The sequence below is a fragment of the Minwuia thermotolerans genome (assembly GCF_002924445.1).
Taxonomy (GTDB): domain Bacteria; phylum Pseudomonadota; class Alphaproteobacteria; order Minwuiales; family Minwuiaceae; genus Minwuia; species Minwuia thermotolerans.
This window is the reverse complement of the sequence record NZ_PIGG01000026.1, coordinates 385,688-402,675: the sequence shown is the minus strand read 5'-3', so window position 1 is coordinate 402,675 and position 16,988 is coordinate 385,688. Positions and strand designations below refer to the sequence as shown.

Here is a 16,988-nt window from a genome sequence, read left to right as displayed (position 1 = left end):
TCCAAGGGGAGGACTGCGCCATGAGCATCACGCCGATTTCCGCCGATTCTCACATCACCGAGCCGCCGGACTGCTATTCCGCGCGCATCGACAAGGCCTGGCGTGAGAAGGCGCCGCATATCGTCAAGGACCCGAAGTTCGGCGAGGTCTTCGTCATTCCCGGCTTCGACAAGCCGATCCCGATGGGGCTCGTGGCCGCCGCGGGGCGGGATCCGAAGGATCTCAACTTCAACACCCAGAACTACGGCGACCTGCATCCGGGCGGCTACGATCCCAAGGCGCGGCTGGCCGACCAGGATCGCGACGGAATCTTTGGCGAAATCATCTATCCTTCGGTCGGCATGATGCTCTGCAATCATCCAGACTTCGACTACAAGAAGGCCTGCTTCGACGCCTACAACATCTGGCTGCAGGAGTATTGCGACTTCGCCCCCGGCCGGCTGTTCGGCATGCCCCAGATCGCGATGCGCACGGTAGACGAAGGTATCGCCGACCTGATGGACCTGAAGGCGCGCGGCTTCCGCGGCATCATGATGCCGGGCGAGCCGGCGGTCGCCGACTATGACGACCCCATCTACGATCCATTCTACGAAGCCGCGGTCGACCTGAAGATGCCGCTGTCGTTCCACATCCTGACGTCGAGCAACGCCGCCGCCGGCCGCACGCGGGGGCCGCGGATCAACTCCTTCCAGTCGATCATCCGCGGCAATCAGGACATCCTGGGCACCTTCATCTTCGGCGGCGTCTTCGACCGGCATCCGGACCTGAAGATCGTCTGCGTCGAGGCCGACGCCGGCTGGGCGCCCCACTGGATGTACCGCGCCGACCACGCCTACAAGCGCCACCGTTACTGGATGAAGTGCGACGAGCTGCAGCGCCTGCCGTCCGAGTATTTCCTGGAGCACATCTACCTGACGTTTCAGGACGACTGGTCGGCCTTCCAGATGAAGGATCTGCTGAACGTGGACCGCCTGATGTGGGCCAACGATTTCCCCCATTCGGACGCCACCTGGCCCTGGTCGCAGGAGATCCTGGCAGAGCAGACCGTCAATCTGTCCGATCACGAAAAGCAACGCATCCTGCGCGACAATGTGCGGGAACTCTACGACCTGCCGATCCAGTAGGAGGCGGAAGATGCTCGATCTCAAGATCACCAACGGAACCATCGTCGACGGCACCGGCGCGAAGGGCTGGAAGGGCGATATCGGCGTCAAGGACGGCCGGATCGTCGCCATGGGCAAGGTGGACGGGGACGCCGAGCGCACCATCGACGCGAAGGGCCATGTCGTCGCGCCGGGCTTCGTCGACATCCACACCCATTACGACGCGCAGGTCGTCTGGGACCGGATGCTGTCGATCTCGCCCTGGCACGGCGTCACCACGGCCGTGATGGGCAATTGCGGCTTCGCTGTTGCGCCGACGCGGCGCGAGCACCGCGACCTGATCATGCGCACGCTGGAGAACGTCGAGGGCATGAGTGTGGCCGCACTGACGAGCGGCCTGGGCGACTGGGGCTTCGAGAGCTTCCCGGAGTATCTCGACGCGCTGGAGAAGCTGGGCACCGCGATCAACATCAGCGTCTTCTGCGGCCACACGCCGCTCCGGCTCTACGTCATGGGCGAGGAAGCGACGGAGCGCGAGGCCAACGCCGACGAGCTGGCTGAAATGAAACGCCTCGTCGAGGAGGCGATGGACGCCGGCGCCATCGGCTTCGCCACCTCCAAGGCCGTGACCCATACGGGCTACGCCGGACGGCCCGTGCCGAGCCGCCTCGCCTCCATGCAGGAGATCGAGACGCTGGCCGGCGTGCTGGGCGAGAAGGACAAGGGCATCCTGCAGGCCACCATCGGCCGCGAGCTGTTCATCCCGGAATTCGAGCGGATTGCGCGCCAGACGGGCCGCCCCGTGACCTGGACCGCCATGCTGGCGGGTACGCAACTCGCCGACGGCACCGCGGAAGAGCATCTCGAGCGCACCCGGGAGCTGAAGAACCAGGGCCTCGACATCGTGCCCCAGGTCACGCCGCGGGCGCTGATGTTCGAGATCCAGATGAAGGCGCCCTTCATCTTCGAGCCCGTCTCGGTCTTCAAGCCGGTGCGCGGCGCCAGCTTCGAGGAGAAGAAGCGCCTCTACGCCGACGCGGACTTCCGCGACGCGTTCCGCCACAAGCTGTCGGGCAATATCCGTCCCGGCTTCCAGCGCAGCTTCGACATGACCATCATCGCCGACGTCCCGGGCCATCCCGAACTGGCGGAGATGACCCTGGCGGATGCCGCCGCCCAGGCCGGCAAGCATCCGACGGATTTCATGCTCGACATCTCCCTGTCGACCGATCTGGAGGCGCGCTTCCGCATGCCGGTGGCGAACCATTTCGAGGACGAAGTGGAGCCGCTGTTGAAGGACGGCAACACGGTGATCGGCCTCTCCGACGCCGGGGCGCACGCCAGCCAGCTCTGCGACGCCTGCCTGCCGACGCATCTGCTCGGCCGCTGGGTGCGGGAGAAGAAGGTCTTCTCCATCGAGGAGGCCGTGCGGATGCTGACCAGCCGACCGGCGGAGGTCTTCGGCATCACCGACCGGGGCACACTGGCCGAGGGCCGGCCCGCGGACATCGTGATCTTCGATCCCGAGACCGTCGGCTGCGGACCCGTCCAGCGTGTCTGGGATTTTCCGGCCGGCGCAGACCGGCTGATCTCGGAAGCCGACGGCATCGACGCGGTGATTGTCAACGGCACCGTAATCCGGCAGGACAATGCCGACGCCGTGGACCCCAACGGTCCCCTTCCTGGAAACCTGCTGCGTGGTGGACATGCCTGACACGACGAACCCCGACAACAAGCCGGCGCCGAAGGACTGGACGCCGGAACTCGACGAACTCCATCTCCGCGAGGAGATGACCGGCGGCATGGGCGGCCCCGACAAGGTGGCCCGCCAGCACGCCGGCGGACGGCTGACGGTTCGGGAGCGCGTCGGGAAACTGCTCGACCCCGGCAGCTTCCGGGAGATCGGCCGCCTGACGGGCGTCGGCCAGTACGACGAGAACGGCCGGCTGGTGCATCTGCTGCCCAACAACTCGGTCATGGGCCGCGGCCAGGTAAACGGCCGTCCCGTCGTGATCTCGGGCGACGACTTCACTGTGCGCGGCGGCTCGGCCGACGCCACCAACAAGTCGAAGGCGCTCTATCCGGAAGAGATGGCCCGCGACCTGCGCATCCCGATCATCCGCCTGATCGAGGGTTCGGGCGGCGGCGGCTCGGTAAAGACCATCGAGACCAAGGGCCACGCCAACCTGCCCGGCGGACAGGGCCAGTCCTTCGGTTCCGAGCAGCTGATGATCAACATGGGCGAGATCCCGACCGTCGGCCTGGGTCTCGGCTCGGTCGCGGGGCTGGGCGCCGCTCGGCTGGCCGCGACCCATTTCTCGGTCATGGTCAAGGAACAGTCCGCCATGTTCGTCGCCGGTCCGCCGGTGGTGAAGGGCATCGGCGAGGACCTGACCAAGCAGGAACTTGGCGGCTGGCAGATCCAGCTTCCGGCAGGCGGCGTCGACAACGCGGCCGAGAACGAGGAAGACGCCTTCGAGCAGGCCCGGCAGTTCCTGTCCTACATGCCGAACTCGATCGACGAGCTGCCGCCGCGGACCGAATGCGCCGATCCGGTCGACCGCCGCGAGGAGAAGCTGTTCTCCCTCGTGCCGCGCGACATCCGCAAGGTCTACAAGATGCGGAAGATCATCGAGCTGGTAGCGGACCAGAACAGCTTCTTCGAGATCGCGCCGCTGTTCGGCCGCTCCGTGATCGCCGGACTGGCCCGTTTCGACGGCTGGCCGGTCGTCCTGCTGGCTTCCGACCCGTTCCACTACGGCGGCGTCTGGACCTCCGACGCCTGCCAGAAGGTCGTGCGCATGGTGGACCTGGCGGAGACCTTCCACCTGCCGGTGGTCTATCTCTGCGATTGCCCCGGTTTCCAGGTTGGACTGGAAGCCGAGCGCAACGCTACCATCCGCCACGGCGTCCGCGCCATGGCCGCCATCGAACAGACGACCACGCCCTGGTGCTCGGTGATCGTCCGCAGCGCCTTCGGCGTCGCCGGCGGTGCGCATGCGCCCTCCAGCCGCTTCCACTACCGCTTCGCCTGGCTGTCGGCCCGCTGGGGTTCGCTGCCGCTGTCCGGCGGCATCGAGGCGGCCTACCGCGCCGAGCTGGACGCGGCCGAGGACGAGGCCGCCAAGCTGGCTGAGATCAACGAACGGCTGGAGAAGCTGCGCAGCCCATTCCGGACCGCGGAGACTTTCGCCATCGAGGAAATGGTCGATCCCCGCGAGACGCGGCCGCTGCTCTGCGAGTTCACCAACATGGTCGCGCCGACCCTCCGGCCGGGCCGGGCGAGGATGTGGATGCGGCCGTGAAGGAACTGGAATTGGTGGACTCGGGCTATTATAATAATGGTAATAACCTAGGAGCCCGCCATGACCACGCTGAAACTGCGCCAGATCGGTTCGTCCGTCGGAGTCGTGATCCCGAAGGAACTGCTCGCGAAGTACAAGCTCGAGAAGGGCGACGAGTTGTTCGTCGTCGAGGATCCTGACGGCATCAAGCTTTCGAACTACGACGAAAAGACCCAGAAGCAGATCGAACTGGCGCGCCAGATCATGAAGCGCCGCCGTGCGGCTCTTCGCGAACTGGCCAAATGAGCAACTGGGAGTGGCTGGAGAAGGAAGTCATTCTCGCCATTCTCGCCGAACAGCTTGACGAACATGGCGGTATCACGGGTGTCAGGGACACGGCGCTTCTGGAATCGGCGCTCGCCCGACCGCGACAGATCGAGGCCTATGGCGACGCAGACCCGTCAAGGCTGGCGGCAGGTTATGTCTATGGAATCGCTAGGAATCACCCATTTCTCGACGGCAACAAGCGCACGGCCCTGGTAGCAGGGGAACTGCTTCTGGCGCTCAATGGTTACGTGCTGGACGCGGAGGATGCGGATTGCGTCGTGACCATGCTTCAGGTCGCGGAAGGTTCATTGACGGAAGACGAGTTCCGCGCATGGCTGCAGGCGCGGATACGGAAGGAAGCATAGCCACCTACCGCGTCAGGGCCGTCTCGCCGGCGATGACGGTCTGGCCGCGGCGGACCGCGATTTCGACGCCGGGATCCAGATAGATCTTCACCTGTCCCAGCGGGCCCATCGCGCCCAGGCTGTCGCCCGCCGCGCCCACGCGCCCGGTGCGGAGCCGCGTCAGCATGGACCACTGCGCCGGCGCCAGCAGCAGGCCGACATCCGCCGCTCCCTCGTCGGAGATGACGCAGCCGAATTCGCCCGCACGGCGGACCGCCCCCGCCGCCGGCTGGCGCAGCGCCGCCGAATCCAGCGGGCCCCTCGCCACGGTCACGCAAAGCCGGACATCCTCGCCAAATCCCATGGACGTCGGTGGCGCCGCGCGCTCCACCGACGTCACCCGCCCGTCCACGGGCGCGAGCACCGCCGAAGGATTGTCTGGCGCAGCGCGCACCGGATCGCGCCCCATGGCCAGCGCGCCGGCCAGCAAGACCACCAGCAGGAAACCCAGCCCCGGGGCGGCGAAAACCAGCACCAACGCAGCGCCGGCAAGTGCGGCGGCCGGACCGCGCCAGTCGCGCCGCAGCCTTGGCCAGAGGTCGAGAATGTCCATCGCGCTGCTCCCTCAAACCTTGCAAGGCCGCCAGTATAACTTGTCCGGGTAGCCGACCGGGACGCTGACAGCGGCCGCGCCGCATGGCAAGCTGGTCCCGATCAGGTCCGATGGGGAGGCGACCATGGCGCATGACGGCCACCACCACGACGACGACCATACCGTACCGCCGCACGATCTGGCGCTGCGCACGAAGGCGCTGGAATCGCTGCTGGTCGAGAAGGGACTGGTCGACCCGCAGGCGCTGGAGGAAATCATCGAGCGCTACGAGCACCGCGTCGGACCGCGCAATGGCGCGAAGGTCGTCGCCCGCGCCTGGACCGATCCGGATTTCGCCGACGCCCTGCGGGACGACGCCACGGCGGCGATTTCCTCGCTGGGCTTCACCGGCCGCCAGGGCGAACACATGGTCGCCGTCTGGAACGGCCCGAAGCGCCACAACCTCGTCGTCTGCACGCTCTGCTCCTGCTATCCGTGGCCGGTGCTAGGCCTGCCGCCGGCCTGGTACAAGTCCTCGCCCTACCGCAGCCGCGCCGTGATCGATCCCCGCGGCGTGCTGGCCGAGTTCGGAACGGAACTGGCCGACGACGTCGAGATCGACGTCTGGGATTCGACTTCGGAAGTCCGCTATCTCGTCATCCCCGAACGCCCCGCCGGCACCGAGGGCTGGGGGACAGACGAGCTTGAGAAGCTGGTCACGCGGAACTCCATGATCGGCGTCGAGAAGGCGCAAAGCCCGGAGACCGGGCGATGAACGGCGTCCACGACATGGGCGGGATGCAGGGCTTCGGGCCCATCGCGCCGGAGCCGGAGGCGGAGGAACCCCTGTTCCACGAACCCTGGGAGCGGCGCGTCTTCGCCCTGACGCTTGCCGCCGGGTTCCTGGGCGAGTGGTCGATCGACGAAGCCCGTCACGCCCGCGAGCGCATGAACCCCGCCGACTATCTCCGCGCCGGTTACTACGAGAAATGGCTCGACGCCGTCGGCCGGCAGATGGTCGAGAAGGGCCTGATCACGGACACGGAACTGGCCAGCGGCCGCCCGGAGCGGAAGGTGGCGCCGGACGAGTACCGCCTCCTGAAGGCCGGCACCGTGGACCGGGTCTTCGACAAGGGCGGCCCCGCGACGCTGGATGCCGGCCGGCCCGCCGCATTCGCGGTGGGCGACAGGGTACGGGCGCTGAACATCAATCCGGCGGGCCACACCCGCTCACCCCGCTACGTCCGCGGTCATGTCGGCGAGATCGTCCTGCACCATGGCGGCCATGTCTTCGCCGACGCCAACGCCCATGGCGAACGCCGGGGCGAGCATCTCTACACCGTCCGCTTCGATGCGAAGGAAATCTGGGGGCCGGACGCCTTCGGCGGCGCGATCATGGTGGACCTCTGGGAACCGCACCTGGAGACGGCATGAGCACGCCCGCGGACCTGCCCGGACTGCCCAGCGACGCAGACGGCCCCGTCTTCGCCGAGCCCTGGGAGGCAGAGGCCTTCGCGCTTACCGTGCGGCTGCATGAGCAGGGTCATTTCACATGGGCGGAATGGGCGGCGACGCTGTCGGCGGAAATCGACCGCGCCAGGACTGGCGGCGATGCCGACCTCGGCGACACCTATTACCGGCACTGGCTGGCGGCGCTGGAGCGGCTCTGCGCCGAAAAGGGACTCGCCGGCGCAGCGCAGCTGGACGAACGCAAGGACGCCTGGCGGCGGGCCTATCTCACGACGCCCCACGGGCGGCCGGTGGAGCTGAAGCGCGGCTGACCTAACCCGCGCCGCGCATGGCGCGCGTGACCAGCACGTCGATCACCTGCCCTTCGCCCAGTACCTCGTTGGCCTGCTTGATCAGGCGGTTCTTCACCGATTCGAAGTCGATGCGGCCTGAGCCGTCCTTGTCGGTCACCGAGCGGCCGTAGAACTCCCGCAGGAAGGCGTCATGCAATCGCGGCTTCAGCGTCATGGCCTCGTCGCGCGCGGTGCTGCTCGCCATCTCCATGGTCACGTTCAGGAAGATGTAGTGGCGGATTCGGTTCGCCCGGATGATCGGCGCCGTCAGGCCCTCCATGCGCAGGTAGATGGGCTCGGAAGGCGGCGTGATGGCCGCCGTCTCCGCCTGGGCCGGCGACTCGCCGCCCGACATCATCATGAAGGCCGCGCCGCCGCCGCCGGCCAGCAGCAGGCCGAGCGCACCGAAAATGACCAGTTTCTTCATCGTTTCCGCCCGAGATCCGGCTGTTTCAGGTTCATCGGAAAAGTGTAGCCCGGAAGCCGTTAACAGCTGCTGAACCGGCCTGCGTTAATCGATCCTTAAGCGCTCGCCGCGCCCAATGACAGGTGGAGAACTCCCTCCCGGAAAAGGGCCATGGTCGGCATATTCGGCGGAAACGACAGTCAGACGCGGACGATCACGCTGTTCTCGATCGACAGCTCCCTGCTGCAGGGCGCGTTCAACGCCAAGCTGGCGCAGAACGCGGTCGCGCGCGGCGTCGCGCCGACTGCCGCCAGCAGCCGCGGCCCGGACGTCATCGCGCCATGGGACAAGCCAACGGGACTGCTCGATCTGCCCGACGAACTGGGGGAACACCTGTCGCGGAACAACCTGTTCGCAGGCACCGGGGAGGGTCTGCGTTCCGACCTGACCAAGACCCAGGAGAACCTCTTCCGGATGTGGAAGGGGATGAAGAAGATGCAGGCCCTGGCGGCCTTCGCCGCCGAGGACAAGCGCGCCGATCTGGTGCGCGGCCAACTCCAGAAGCAGTTCGAGCGCTACGAGAGCGAGATCTTCGATTTCGTCGGCAAGGCCCAGCTCTCGGGCGTGAAGCTCATCGCCGGGCCGCTCGAGACCAAGGCAGAGACGGACGCGCGCATTCCCCGATCCTCCTCGGAGTACGAGGGCCGGCGGCTGATGGGCAGCGTCGGCGACGCCGTTCCGGGCCTGGATACGAATACGCGCTTCAACATCAACGTCACCAAGAGCGACGGCTCCGTCTTCGACATCGCCATCGACCTGGCGGACATCGGCGCCTCGAAGACGCTCGGCAACATCTCCGAGCACATCAATACGCAACTGGAAGCCGCCGGGGTGACGACGCGGTTCTTCACCTATGGCGATGGGGAAGGAAAATTCGGCCTGAAGGTCACGCGCTCCATCCTGGAGGAGGTCGTGCTGACCCCGGTCGACGGCGACGCAGCGGTCTATGTTGCGGGCACATCGGGCAATGGCGAGTTCGCCAAGGGCAGCGTGCGCAAGTTCACCGACCTCGACGGCACCATGACCCAGGCTTTCGACGCCAAGACCGAGGTCGAGGACGGCGTCTCCCGGATCGCGGCGTCCGCCCTCGGTCCCAATGGCGAGCTGTTCGTGCTGGGCACCACCTCCGGCGACATCGGCGGCCAGGTCGTCGGCGGCGAGAAGGACGTCTTCCTGACCCGCTATGACGCCGCCGGCAACGAGGTCTGGCGGCGGCTCGTCGGCTCGACAGACACCGCCGAAGGCTATGGCCTGGCCGTCTCCGACGATGGCTCGGTCGCCATTTCAGGCCGCGCCAACAAGCCCCTGACCGAAGCCTCCCCCGACAACGGCATCAACAGCTTCGTGACCCTCTACGACTCGGGCGGCGAAGCGCAATGGACCCGCCACACCGGCCCGCAGGCGGTCGACGCAGCCTTCGCGGTCGACTTCGACGCCGACGGCAATGTCGTCGTGGCAGGCGCCAGCGCCGGCGCCCTTTCCGGCCAGACTCACCAGGGCGGGCAGGACGCCTATCTCCAGCGGCTGTCGGCCGGCAACGGTTCCGTCCTGGACCAGATCCAGTTCGGCGATGCCGGCAGCGAGACGGCCAGCGCCGTGCGGGTCGCCGACGGCCTCGCCTATGTCGCCGTCAACGACGACGGCCAGGGCGTCGTCAACGTCTATGACGTCAACGACCTCGCCGCCGGGCCGACGCAAACCATCACTGTGGGCGGGGCCGGCGAGACCACCCGCATCTCCGCCATCGAAGTGGACGGGGCCGGCAAGATCTTCGTCGCCGGCGACACCACGGACAGCACCTTCACCGGTGCGGGAACCGACGGCCGGCTGACCCATTCGGGCGGCGCCGACGGCTTCGTTGCCCGGCTCGACGAAGCCAGCGGAACCATGGATTTCGGCGCCTATCTGGGCACTGCCGAGGCCGATCGCATCCGCGGTCTCGCCATCGCCTCCACCGGCGAGATCTACGTCACCGGGGAGACGGAAGGCAATCTGGACGGCAACAACCTGGTCGGCAGCCGCGACGGCTTCATCAGCCGCATGGACGCCAACGGCGCGCCGCAGACCACGAAGACCTACTCCGGCATCAACGGCCGCGTGGATTCCAACGCCATCGTGATCGACGAGAAGGGCGATTCCGCCCTGACCCGTCTCGGCCTCGGGCACGGCAATATCGGCGATATCGGTTCTCTGACCGTGACCTCGACCAGCGCGGTCAGGCCGGGCATGTCCTTCTCCATGGCGGTGGACGACGGTCCTTTGCGCCGCATCGATATCGAAGCCGACGATTCGATCCGCTGGGTCGCCTTTCAGATGAACCGCGTGCTCGGCCGCGACGGCCTGGTCGAGGTCAAGCGCGAAGGCGATCACGAATATCTCAGGGTCAATGCGCGGAGCGACTCCAAGATCTCGCTGCGTGGCGGTTCGGAAGGGTTCGACGCTCTGCCGGGCCTCGGCCTGAAGGAAACAGACATCTTCGGGCCGAAGATGAAGGAACGCGACGACGTCTTTGCCCTCGGCTTCGGCAAGTTCGTCAACCTGCTGGACTTCGAGGCGGCCGCGGACGCACGCGACCACATGGGCTTTGCCCTGAAACAGATCGAGAAGGCATTCGACAGCCTGACGGCAAGCAACGAGGACCCGCTGGCCAGGCGCCGACGTGAGGCCCTGCTGGAACGGCCGCCGGCGCAGATCCAGAAGCAGATCGCCAACTTCGAGGCCGCGCTGGCGCGTCTCAGCGGGTGAAGATGGCCATCAGCGCCGAGATCGTGAACAGCGACAGACCAGTGCCGAGCAGGATCGCCGAGGCCGAACGCTGGGTGTAGATGCCGTAGTAGCGCGCCAGCAGGAAGACGTTCACCCCCGCCGGCATGCCGGCGTTGATCGTGGCGACGGCGACCCAGAGCGGGTCGTTCTGGAAGACGATGGCGGTGAAGAACCACACCAGCAGCGGCAGCGCCGCCAGCTTCAGCGCCACCAGGGTCAGGCTCTCCTTCAGGTCGCCGGCGAGGGAGAACTGCGTCAGCGATGCACCGAGGGCGCAGAGCGCGGCCGGCGTCGCTGCGGCGGAGAGCATGTCGATCAGCCGGTCGAGAACCGACGGCAGAGTCCAGCCGGTGAAGCCGAAGGCGATGCCGGCGACCATGCCCAGGATGACCGGATGGACCGCCAGGCTGCGGAACGCGTTGAGCAGGATGCGGCCCGGATTTACCCCGCCCTCGCCGCGCAGCGCCTCGACCAGCAGCGTCGCCAGCGGGATCAGGATCATCGGATGGAAGGTGACGATCATGAGCAGTGGCAGCATCCCCGCCTCGCCGAAGGCGGTGTAGATCAGCGGAATGCCCATCAGCACGGTGTTGGAGAAGACCGCCGACATGCCCGCCAGACCGAGTTCCGGCTTGCCGTTGGCGAAGACAAAGCGGCCCATGGCCATGGTCAGCGCGAACAGCGTCAGCACGGCGGCGAAATAGCCCAGCACGATCGACCATTCGATCCCCTGCTCGGGCAGGCCGCGGCCGAACAGCCGGAACAGCAGCGCCGGAATGGCGGCGTAGAAGACGAAATTGGTCAGCGCCTTGATACCGGCCTCTCCCGCCAGCAACGGCGAACGGCCCAGCGCGTAGCCGATCGCGATCAGCGCGAAGACCGGCAGGACGATCTCGATGACGGCGCCCATGCGGCCCCTCCCCTCTTGCGTCTCAGCGTTATAGCGCGCGCGGCGGCCCTGTCATTCGCTTGTGCGGCGGGCGGCTTCGCACTATTTCGGGTCGCATGACAGATCGTGACCCCATCCACGTCGTCGGCGGTGGCCTGGCCGGCTCCGAGGCGGCCTGGCAGATCGCGCGCGCCGGCTGGCCCGTCGTGCTGCACGAGATGCGCCCGGAGCGCCGAACCGACGCCCACCAGACCGATGGCCTGGCCGAGCTCGTGTGCTCCAATTCCTTCCGCTCCGACGACGCCGAACAGAACGCCGTCGGACTGCTGCACGAGGAGATGCGGCGCGCCAATTCCCTGATCATGACTGCCGCGGACCGTCACAAGCTGCCCGCGGGCGGCGCGCTGGCGGTCGACCGCGACGGTTTCTCCGGCGCCGTGCAGGCGGCCATCGAGGCGGAGCCGCTGGTGACGATAGAGCGCGGCGAAGTGCCCGGCCTGCCGCCGGCCGAATGGCGCAGCGTCATCATCGCGACCGGGCCGCTGACCTCGCCGGCGCTCAGCGAGGCGATCCTTTCGCTCACCGACGAGGGCGCGCTGGCCTTCTTCGACGCCATCGCGCCCATCGTGACCCGCGAGTCCATCGACTTCGACATCGTCTGGCTCCAGTCGCGCTACGACAAGCCCGGTCCGGGGGGCGGCACCGCCGACTACGTCAACTGTCCACTGAACGAAGAACAGTACAACGCCTTCCTCGATGCGATATTGGAGGGAGACAAGACCGAATTCCGCGACTGGGAGAAATCGACGCCCTATTTCGAGGGCTGCCTGCCGATCGAGGTCATGGCGGCACGCGGGCGGGAGACGCTGCGCTTCGGCCCGATGAAGCCGGTCGGGCTGACGGACCCGCGCACCGGCGAGTCGCCTCACGCGGTCGTCCAGCTGCGCCAGGACAACGCGCTGGGCACGCTCTACAACATCGTCGGCTTCCAGACGAAGCTGAAATACGGCGAGCAGGGCCGGGTCTTCCGGATGATCCCGGGGCTGGAAAACGCGCAGTTCGCGCGCTTCGGCGGTCTGCACCGCAACACCTTCATCAACAGCCCGCGCCTGCTGGACCCGCAACTGCGCCTGAAGGCCGAACCGCGCCTGCGCTTCGCCGGCCAGATCACCGGCGTCGAGGGCTATGTGGAAAGCGCCGCGATCGGCCTGCTGGCCGGACGGCTGGCCGCCGCCGAGGCCCGGGGCGAATTGATCGACCCGCCACCTGCGGAGACGGCCATGGGAGCCCTGCACAGCCACATCACCGGCGGCGCCGACGCGCGGACCTTCCAGCCGATGAACGTGAATTTCGGCCTCTTCCCGGAACTCGGCGAGCGTTTCCGGGGCCGCGACAAGCAACGGCGGAAGCGCAAGGCCTATTCCGACCGGGCACTGGCTGCCCTGGCCGGCTGGCTCGGCGGCGAGACGATCGCCGCCGAGTAGCAGGCGTCAGCGGGTCCGCGTCTTGTCGAGCGGGTGGCGGGCGACGGAAGTGAGTTCAGCACGGCTGAGGCCGATGTCCTTCAGGGTGCGGTCGTCCAGCGCCATGAGCTGGCGGAGGCGGCCTTCCTCGGCATAGAAATCGCCGATGCGTTCGACGACAGCAGCGACGCGCTCGCCCAGACGGGCGAAGAAGCCGGCGTCACCATGGCGGATGTCGTAGCTCTGGACAGTCATCGTTCAACTCCTTCGTTCGGCAAAGGCTTTTTTGCCCGGGTGGAAATCGATCTGATCTCCGTTGAACGGTGAAATGGTGCTTTACCGCAGCGCAGCAAACGACATATTCTCCACGCTCGACATACCAATAGTATATCAGGGACCGATGAAGAGACGCCTGCCGCCGCTCAACGCGCTGCGCGCCTTCGAGGCCGCAGCCCGCCACGAAAGTTTCAAGGCCGCGGCGGAAGAGCTGGCGGTGACGCCCGCCGCCGTCGGTCACCAGGTCCGCACCCTGGAAGACCATCTGGGCGTGGAGCTGTTCGCGCGCCTGAACCGCTCCGTCGAACTGACCGACCGGGGCCGGCGGCTGCTGCCCGGCCTGTCGGCCGCCTTCGACCAGATGGTGGAGGCGCTTTCGGCGATCGAAGGGCCGGACGACACCAATGTCATCGCCGTCTCGACGGTGCCGTCCTTTGCCGTGAAGTGGCTGATCCCGCGCCTCGACCGTTTCAACCGCGCCTATCCCGACTACGACGTCAGAATCTCGGCGAGCGTGGAGATGGCGGATTTCCGCCGCGATCACATCGACTGTTCCATCCGCTTCGGCCGCGGCATCTATCCGGGCCAGAAGGTCTGGAAGATTCTGGACGACACCATCCTGCCTGCGGCGAGCCCGGCTTTGCTGGAGCAGGAAGGACCGATCAGGACACCCGCGGACCTGGCGCGCCTGCCGCTGGTGCATGACGATTCGCTGCGCTTCGACCCGATGACGCCGGACTGGCAAGCCTGGCTGACCGCTGCCGGCGTGGACGAGATCGTGGACTGGCGCCGGGGACCGCATTTCTCCTTCGCCGACCACGCCCTGCAGGCGGCGATCGATGGTGTCGGCATCGTGCTGGCGCGCCGTTCCATCGCGGCCCAGGACATCGCCGACGGGCGGCTGGTGCCGCTGTTCGAGACCGAGCAGCCACTGACCATGTCGTACTGGTTCGTCACCACGCCAGAGAAGTCCGACCAGCCGCGGATCAGCGCCTTCCGCAACTGGCTGCTGGCCGAGGCCGCGGAATAGCAGTCAGTCGGCGGCCGCCTTCATCGGCGCGCGGGAACCCTGCGGATCCAGCGGAATCTGCGCCCTGAAGCTGTCCGCCGAGGCGGCCTCCCACCAGTCGGCGTAGATCGTCTCCTCCGGCGCGTCGAGCAGCGCATTCAGCGCCAGGAAGTCGTGGACCTGATCGATCGAGGCGGCGTCGCTCTCGCCGATGCGGTGGACCAGGTGATGCGGCTTCAGTTCGCGCGGATGGGTCAGGCCGGCGGCGCCCAGGATCTCGGTCAACGCCTCCACGGTCTTGGCGTGGAACCGCGCCGCTCGCGGACCCTGGACATCGACGACGAGGCCGCGCTGACGGCCCTTGTCCTGCGTCGTGACGCCCGTCGGACAGGTATCCAGATGGCAGCGTTGCGCCTGGATGCAGCCGATGGAGAACATGAAGGCGCGGGCGGCATTGCACCAGTCCGCGCCGATGGTGAAGTTGCGCGCCAGCCCCGCGCCGGAAAACACCTTGCCGCTGGCGGCGAGGCTGACTTCGTCGCGCAGGCCCGTGCCGACCAGTGCGTTGCGCACGGTCACCAGCCCGTCGGTGAGCGGCATGCCCACCCGGTCCGAAAGCTCCTTGGGTGCGGCGCCGGTACCGCCCTCGCCACCGTCGACGACGATGAAATCCAGCAGGATGCCGGTCTTCAGCATCGCCTTCATCACCGCCAGAACTTCGTGGATCTGGCCGACGCAGAGCTTGACGCCAACGGGCTTGCCGCCGGAGAGCTCACGCAGGCGGGCCGCGAACTCCAGCAGTTCCACCGGGGTCGAGAAGGCCGGGTGGCTGTTTGGCGAGATCACCGTTTCACCAACCGGCACGCTGCGCGTCTCCGCGATCTCCTCGGTGACCTTGGCCCCGGGCAACATGCCGCCATGGCCGGGCTTGGCGCCCTGGCTGAGCTTGATCTCGACCATCCTCACCTGGTCCATCCGCGCCTTCTCGGCGAACGCTCCCGGGTCGAAATTCCCTTCGCCGTCATGGCAGCCGAAATAGCCTGTGCCCAGCTCCCAGACCAGGTCGCCGCCGTGCCTGAGGTGATAGGGGCTTATGCCGCCTTCCCCGGTGTCGTGATAGAAGCCGCCCTTCGCCGCGCCCAGGTTCAGCGCCTCGATGGCGTTCCCCGAAAGGGAACCGAAGCTCATCGCCGAGATGTTGAAGACGGAGGCGTTGTAGGGGCGCCCACATTGTGGACCACCTATATCGATGCGAGGGTTCCGGTCGGGGTCGTTTGCCGGCTCCATGGAATGACCGAGCCATTCATATTCCCCCGAGGCCGTGTCCAGTTCGGTCCCGAAGGGAATGGTGTCGTTGAAGCCGCGCGCCCGGGCGTGGATCAGGTTTCGCGCGCGCATGTCGAAGGGTTTCCCTTCCCGGTCTCCTTCGACGATGTAGGCCCTGAGATAGGGCCGGAGGCTCAACGCCAGCCAGCGGATGCGCGCCGCAACGGGATAGTTCCGTGTCAGCGTCCAGCGCGTCTGTCGCCAGTCGCGCACGCCCAGCGCAGCGAGTGGCGCAGCGACGACCAGCCCGGTCAGGAACCACGGACTTACGAGCCAGCCCAGCACCGCAAACAGGGCGGTAAAAACCAGGCCGGCGATGAACAGGCTGTAGCGTTTCAGAACGTCACGGTTCATGCGGCCTCCTGCACACAACGACGGGCGGCATGACATGCCATTTGAGGGCCGCGGCGCCGGACCCCATGCGGCGGATCGTCCGGGCCGGCCTCACGAAACGCCGGAGGGCGCGCGGAAGGCATAGTCCAGCAACGTCAGGCCGAAGAGCACGGCAAGCCAGACCAGCCCGCCGAGCGCCATCACGCGCACCAGCCCGCCGGCCTCCCTCAGCCGCATGAAGACGGCGAATATCAGCGCGGCCTGCAGCGCGGCGACGCCCAGATGACCCGCGACCCGCCAGGGCGTGAGGTCGAGATCCGTCAGCGCCAGCGACAGGCCGAGCAGACCCAGCAACACGATCCAGGCGAGAACGCCGCGCGCCACATCCCGCATCGTTCAACCTCCCCGCAAAAGGTAGAGCGTGGGAAAGAGCAGCAGCCAGACCGCATCGACGAAGGCCCAGTAGAGGCCGACGATCCGCAGCCGGCGCTCCAGCTTCGCCGGCCTCCGCCAGCGTGCGATCCGCGCCGCCATCCAGCCGATCAGCCCGACGCCGATCGCCATGTGCAGGGCGTGCAGGCCGGTCATGGCGAAGTAGAAGTTGAAGAACATCTCCGCCTGCTCCGGCCGTGGCCCGTCATAGCGGAACGCCAGCCCCGGCAGCGGCGCGAGACCCTTGCCGATTTCATGGTGATATTCCAGGCCCTTGATGGAAAGGAATACGAGCGCCAGCGCACCCGTCGTCGCCAGCAGGGTCAGCGCCGCCCTGCGCCGGCCCGCCGCCATCGCCGGTTCTGTCAGCGCCATGGCCAGACCGCTGGTGATCAGGATGGCGGTATTGATGGCACCCAGCTTGAGATCAAGCTCGCCGGCGGCGGCGGCGAAAGCCGGGCCGTAGCTGACCCGGTAGACGGCGTACGCGCAGAAGAGCCCCCCGAACAACAGCAGCTCCGTCGCCAGGAAGAGCCACATGCCCGCCAGATGTGCCTGACGCTCCTGCCCCGCGTC

General features: G+C 67.1%; 18 protein-coding genes. 11 read left to right on the top strand and 7 right to left on the bottom strand.

The window, feature by feature from the left end; translation table 11 throughout:
- Window positions 1-20: 20 nt before the first annotated feature.
- From CWC60_RS07735 to CWC60_RS07715, 5 genes are read left to right on the top strand one after another with little or no spacing between them, the layout of a single operon-like run.
- On the top strand, window positions 21-1,124 hold the full coding sequence (locus CWC60_RS07735; RefSeq protein ID WP_109792016.1) for an amidohydrolase family protein: 1,104 nt from the start codon (window positions 21-23) through the stop codon (window positions 1,122-1,124).
- Window positions 1,125-1,134: 10 nt separating this feature from the next.
- Window positions 1,135-2,817, top strand: a complete 1,683-nt coding sequence (locus CWC60_RS07730) for an N-acyl-D-amino-acid deacylase family protein (protein WP_164516278.1) — start codon at window positions 1,135-1,137, stop codon at window positions 2,815-2,817.
- Window positions 2,810-4,408 carry an acyl-CoA carboxylase subunit beta gene (locus CWC60_RS07725; RefSeq protein ID WP_109793430.1) on the top strand — a complete coding sequence of 533 codons (1,599 nt, stop codon included), beginning with the start codon at window positions 2,810-2,812 and terminating at the stop codon, window positions 4,406-4,408. The genes CWC60_RS07730 and CWC60_RS07725 overlap by 8 nt, the downstream gene beginning before the upstream one ends.
- A gap of 60 nt (window positions 4,409-4,468) precedes the next feature.
- Window positions 4,469-4,693: an AbrB/MazE/SpoVT family DNA-binding domain-containing protein gene (locus CWC60_RS07720; protein ID WP_109793398.1), complete on the top strand. Its 225-nt coding sequence runs from the start codon at window positions 4,469-4,471 to the stop codon at window positions 4,691-4,693.
- On the top strand, window positions 4,690-5,079 hold the full coding sequence (locus CWC60_RS07715; RefSeq protein WP_109793397.1) for a type II toxin-antitoxin system death-on-curing family toxin: 390 nt from the start codon (window positions 4,690-4,692) through the stop codon (window positions 5,077-5,079). Before CWC60_RS07720 ends, CWC60_RS07715 begins: the two co-directional genes overlap by 4 nt.
- Window positions 5,080-5,083: 4 nt before the next feature.
- Here the strand turns inward: CWC60_RS07715 and CWC60_RS07710 are convergent, their stop codons facing one another.
- Complete coding sequence (locus CWC60_RS07710) at window positions 5,084-5,671, bottom strand: phosphatidylserine decarboxylase (RefSeq protein WP_109793396.1); 588 nt, start codon at window positions 5,669-5,671, stop codon at window positions 5,084-5,086.
- A 124-nt stretch (window positions 5,672-5,795) separates the two neighbouring features.
- On the opposite strand from CWC60_RS07710, the gene nthA reads away from it, so the two are divergent.
- From nthA to CWC60_RS07695, 3 genes are read left to right on the top strand one after another with little or no spacing between them, the layout of a single operon-like run.
- Complete coding sequence (gene nthA, locus CWC60_RS07705) at window positions 5,796-6,425, top strand: nitrile hydratase subunit alpha (protein WP_109793395.1); 630 nt, start codon at window positions 5,796-5,798, stop codon at window positions 6,423-6,425.
- Window positions 6,422-7,084 carry a nitrile hydratase subunit beta gene (gene nthB, locus CWC60_RS07700; protein ID WP_109793394.1) on the top strand — a complete coding sequence of 221 codons (663 nt, stop codon included), beginning with the start codon at window positions 6,422-6,424 and terminating at the stop codon, window positions 7,082-7,084. Before nthA ends, nthB begins: the two co-directional genes overlap by 4 nt.
- Window positions 7,081-7,431: a nitrile hydratase accessory protein gene (locus tag CWC60_RS07695; RefSeq protein ID WP_109793393.1), complete on the top strand. Its 351-nt coding sequence runs from the start codon at window positions 7,081-7,083 to the stop codon at window positions 7,429-7,431. Before nthB ends, CWC60_RS07695 begins: the two co-directional genes overlap by 4 nt.
- A 1-nt stretch (window position 7,432) precedes the next feature.
- Here CWC60_RS07695 and CWC60_RS07690 read toward each other — a convergent pair whose 3' ends face one another.
- Window positions 7,433-7,879 (bottom strand): flagellar basal body-associated FliL family protein, encoded by a 447-nt coding sequence (locus tag CWC60_RS07690; protein WP_109793392.1) that lies wholly within the window; start codon window positions 7,877-7,879, stop codon window positions 7,433-7,435.
- 150 nt (window positions 7,880-8,029) lie between these two features.
- Here CWC60_RS07690 and CWC60_RS07685 point away from each other — a divergent pair, with 150 nt between their 5' ends.
- The gene (locus CWC60_RS07685; protein ID WP_109793391.1) at window positions 8,030-10,663 is read left to right on the top strand and encodes an NHL repeat-containing protein; all 2,634 of its coding nucleotides are present in this window, start codon (window positions 8,030-8,032) and stop codon (window positions 10,661-10,663) included.
- Here the strand turns inward: CWC60_RS07685 and CWC60_RS07680 are convergent.
- Window positions 10,653-11,594, bottom strand: coding sequence for an AEC family transporter (locus CWC60_RS07680; RefSeq protein ID WP_109793390.1), 942 nt, complete (start codon window positions 11,592-11,594; stop codon window positions 10,653-10,655). The two genes, CWC60_RS07685 and CWC60_RS07680, sit on opposite strands and share 11 nt — an antisense overlap.
- Window positions 11,595-11,689: 95 nt before the next feature.
- Between CWC60_RS07680 and trmFO the strand changes: the two genes are divergently transcribed.
- The gene (gene trmFO, locus CWC60_RS07675; RefSeq protein WP_109793389.1) at window positions 11,690-13,057 is read left to right on the top strand and encodes a methylenetetrahydrofolate--tRNA-(uracil(54)-C(5))-methyltransferase (FADH(2)-oxidizing) TrmFO; all 1,368 of its coding nucleotides are present in this window, start codon (window positions 11,690-11,692) and stop codon (window positions 13,055-13,057) included.
- A 6-nt stretch (window positions 13,058-13,063) separates the two neighbouring features.
- Here trmFO and CWC60_RS07670 read toward each other — a convergent pair whose 3' ends face one another.
- Window positions 13,064-13,291 carry a DUF1127 domain-containing protein gene (locus tag CWC60_RS07670; RefSeq protein ID WP_109793388.1) on the bottom strand — a complete coding sequence of 76 codons (228 nt, stop codon included), beginning with the start codon at window positions 13,289-13,291 and terminating at the stop codon, window positions 13,064-13,066.
- A gap of 145 nt (window positions 13,292-13,436) precedes the next feature.
- Between CWC60_RS07670 and CWC60_RS07665 the strand changes: the two genes are divergently transcribed.
- Window positions 13,437-14,342, top strand: a complete 906-nt coding sequence (locus tag CWC60_RS07665; protein ID WP_164516424.1) for a transcriptional regulator GcvA — start codon at window positions 13,437-13,439, stop codon at window positions 14,340-14,342.
- A 3-nt stretch (window positions 14,343-14,345) separates the two neighbouring features.
- On the opposite strand, the gene CWC60_RS07660 is transcribed toward CWC60_RS07665, so the two are convergent.
- From CWC60_RS07660 to CWC60_RS07650, 3 genes are all read right to left on the bottom strand, one after another.
- Entirely contained in the window at window positions 14,346-16,001 is a 1,656-nt protein-coding gene (locus tag CWC60_RS07660; protein WP_206419818.1) for an FMN-binding glutamate synthase family protein, read from the bottom strand.
- 90 nt (window positions 16,002-16,091) lie between these two features.
- Entirely contained in the window at window positions 16,092-16,373 is a 282-nt protein-coding gene (locus CWC60_RS07655) for a cytochrome C oxidase subunit IV family protein (protein WP_109793385.1), read from the bottom strand.
- Between the two features lie 3 nt (window positions 16,374-16,376).
- Window positions 16,377-16,922: a cytochrome c oxidase subunit 3 gene (locus CWC60_RS07650; RefSeq protein WP_206419817.1), complete on the bottom strand. Its 546-nt coding sequence runs from the start codon at window positions 16,920-16,922 to the stop codon at window positions 16,377-16,379.
- Window positions 16,923-16,988 lie beyond the last annotated feature (66 nt).

What these genes read in the sequence shown, in the direction of transcription:
- CWC60_RS07735 (WP_109792016.1), top strand. Translation starts at nt 21, where the DNA reads ATGAGCATCACGCCGATTTCCGCCGATTCTCACATCACCGAGCCGCCG.
- CWC60_RS07730 (WP_164516278.1), top strand. Translation starts at nt 1,135, where the DNA reads ATGCTCGATCTCAAGATCACCAACGGAACCATCGTCGACGGCACCGGC.
- CWC60_RS07725 (WP_109793430.1), top strand. Translation starts at nt 2,810, where the DNA reads ATGCCTGACACGACGAACCCCGACAACAAGCCGGCGCCGAAGGACTGG.
- CWC60_RS07720 (WP_109793398.1), top strand. Translation starts at nt 4,469, where the DNA reads ATGACCACGCTGAAACTGCGCCAGATCGGTTCGTCCGTCGGAGTCGTG.
- CWC60_RS07715 (WP_109793397.1), top strand. Translation starts at nt 4,690, where the DNA reads ATGAGCAACTGGGAGTGGCTGGAGAAGGAAGTCATTCTCGCCATTCTC.
- CWC60_RS07710 (WP_109793396.1), bottom strand. Translation starts at nt 5,671, where the DNA reads ATGGACATTCTCGACCTCTGGCCAAGGCTGCGGCGCGACTGGCGCGGT.
- nthA (WP_109793395.1), top strand. Translation starts at nt 5,796, where the DNA reads ATGGCGCATGACGGCCACCACCACGACGACGACCATACCGTACCGCCG.
- nthB (WP_109793394.1), top strand. Translation starts at nt 6,422, where the DNA reads ATGAACGGCGTCCACGACATGGGCGGGATGCAGGGCTTCGGGCCCATC.
- CWC60_RS07695 (WP_109793393.1), top strand. Translation starts at nt 7,081, where the DNA reads ATGAGCACGCCCGCGGACCTGCCCGGACTGCCCAGCGACGCAGACGGC.
- CWC60_RS07690 (WP_109793392.1), bottom strand. Translation starts at nt 7,879, where the DNA reads ATGAAGAAACTGGTCATTTTCGGTGCGCTCGGCCTGCTGCTGGCCGGC.
- CWC60_RS07685 (WP_109793391.1), top strand. Translation starts at nt 8,030, where the DNA reads ATGGTCGGCATATTCGGCGGAAACGACAGTCAGACGCGGACGATCACG.
- CWC60_RS07680 (WP_109793390.1), bottom strand. Translation starts at nt 11,594, where the DNA reads ATGGGCGCCGTCATCGAGATCGTCCTGCCGGTCTTCGCGCTGATCGCG.
- trmFO (WP_109793389.1), top strand. Translation starts at nt 11,690, where the DNA reads ATGACAGATCGTGACCCCATCCACGTCGTCGGCGGTGGCCTGGCCGGC.
- CWC60_RS07670 (WP_109793388.1), bottom strand. Translation starts at nt 13,291, where the DNA reads ATGACTGTCCAGAGCTACGACATCCGCCATGGTGACGCCGGCTTCTTC.
- CWC60_RS07665 (WP_164516424.1), top strand. Translation starts at nt 13,437, where the DNA reads ATGAAGAGACGCCTGCCGCCGCTCAACGCGCTGCGCGCCTTCGAGGCC.
- CWC60_RS07660 (WP_206419818.1), bottom strand. Translation starts at nt 16,001, where the DNA reads ATGAACCGTGACGTTCTGAAACGCTACAGCCTGTTCATCGCCGGCCTG.
- CWC60_RS07655 (WP_109793385.1), bottom strand. Translation starts at nt 16,373, where the DNA reads ATGCGGGATGTGGCGCGCGGCGTTCTCGCCTGGATCGTGTTGCTGGGT.